Annotated in this window: 2 protein-coding genes; both read right to left on the bottom strand. The window is 62.9% G+C overall.

Translation table 11 applies throughout. The features are described from left to right. Positions 1 to 428: hypothetical protein (locus tag NKI54_RS36225; protein ID WP_352694634.1), on the bottom strand; the 428-nt coding region annotated here is incomplete at its 3' end. Further along, positions 425 to 1,528 carry an IS5 family transposase gene (locus NKI54_RS36220; RefSeq protein ID WP_352694633.1) on the bottom strand — a complete coding sequence of 368 codons (1,104 nt, stop codon included), beginning with the start codon at positions 1,526 to 1,528 and terminating at the stop codon, positions 425 to 427. The genes NKI54_RS36225 and NKI54_RS36220, both read right to left, overlap by 4 nt. Between the last annotated feature and the right edge of the window lie 167 nt (positions 1,529 to 1,695).

Below are 1,695 nucleotides of genomic sequence, written 5' to 3'. Positions count from 1 at the left end.
TGTTTGTGGCGCTCCAAGGCGACCACGTTGTAACATCCATACAGGAGCAGCCGCCCGCACCTTGGCTCGGGCGAGACCCCAATCACCCCATCTGTTGAAGAAGTCTGCCGTATTGCCTTGAGGATGGCCTCGTCGCCGTTGTGGTAGGCGAACGTAATCTCGATCGAGCCGTCGTCGAGCAATTCGGCATGGCCGTCGCCTGTGACTTCATCCATCTCGTCACACCCGGCCCATGTGAAGTGAACTATCGAGGGGCTGTAGCTCAGTTCGAGACCGGCTTGCAGGGCGCCAAAGGCGATCTCGCCGTTGTTGTCGGGTCCAATGGCGATGGTTGCGGGTCCACCGAGGTTCAGGTAACCGCGATCCCACAGATCGGCTTCGATGATCCGCCAGCGGCCGATCAGTTGGCAGCCTGCGGGCACGGTCATTTCGACGCCGCCAAGAGCTTGGGCAGCCGCACCAGATTGTAGGCGGCGGCCGCGAAGGTGAAGGCCCACCCAACGCGGTCGCGGCCGCGCAATTTGGTCTTCTCCTGCCCAGCGACGGTTTTGATCCAGCCGAACGCCTCTTCGATGCGCTTTCTGATGCGCTGGCTGATGGCATAGCCACCGTGGCGCGTGGTGCGGCGATCGATCGCCGAACGACGGCCGTTCGTGTTCTGCGCTACGTGGGGTGTCACCTTCATCGAGCGCAACTCGTTGACGAAGTCCTCTGCGTCATAGGCCTTGTCGGCACCGAGCGTGATCGCCCGCGGCCGGTCGGCACGAGGTTCGATCATGTGCAGGGCCGCCACCCGCTCGGCATGTCCGTCGGCCAGCGTCAGACAGGCTTCCACCAGCAGGCCGTGGCGGTTCTCCATCAACCCATGTCCCATGAAGCACAACCTGGCCTCCTTGCCCCGCCCTTTGCGGTAGAGCCTGGCGTCGGGGTCGGTAGTCGAGGTGTGCGTCTCGTTCGATCGCCTCTCGCCGTGGAAGTCCGCTTCCGCATTGCGTCCGCCGCCGTCTGCCGGCGGTTCGCCATGACCGCCGCTTGGGCCGCCCTTTGGCTTGACGCTCTTCATCGAAGCCCAGGCCTCGATCAGCGTGCCGTCGACCGAGAAGTGATCCGTGGACAGGAGCTTCTTGACTTTGGGTTGCGCCAGCACGGCCGCCAGGAACTTCGCCGCGATATCGCCCTCCAGCAGCCGGTCACGGTTTTTGGAGAACACCGAATGGTCCCAGGCTGCGTCGTCGACGCCGATGCCGACGAACCAGCGGAACAGGAGGTCGTATTCCAACCGTTCCATCAAAAGCCGCTCCGAGCGGATCGAATAGAACGCCTGCAAAAGCATCGCCCGCAGCAGCTTCTCCGGCGGGATAGATGGCCGTCCGATCGGCGAATATAGCGCCGCGAACTCACGCTCCAGCCTCGACAGGGCTTCAGTCACGATCGTCCTGATCGCCCGCAATGGATGATTGCGCCGAACCCGGACCTCAAGGTCCACGTAGCTGAAAAGTTCGCCAGTTCGATCGTCGCCGCCGCGCACTCGTCACCTCCGAATCCCTTCGGAGCCAGTGAATCATTGCTGCGGTCCGGTGGCGAGGGCCTTTTTCAACAGATGGGGTGATTGGGGTCTCGCCCGAGCCAAGGTGCGGGCGGCTGCTCCTGTATGGATGTTACAACGTGGTCGCCTTGGAGCGCCACAAACATCGG

The sequence above is a fragment of the Mesorhizobium sp. M0663 genome, from assembly GCF_040320585.1.
GTDB lineage: Bacteria > Pseudomonadota > Alphaproteobacteria > Rhizobiales > Rhizobiaceae > Mesorhizobium.
Note: the sequence above shows the minus strand (reverse complement) of the source record. Positions and strands in the feature narration are given on the sequence as shown.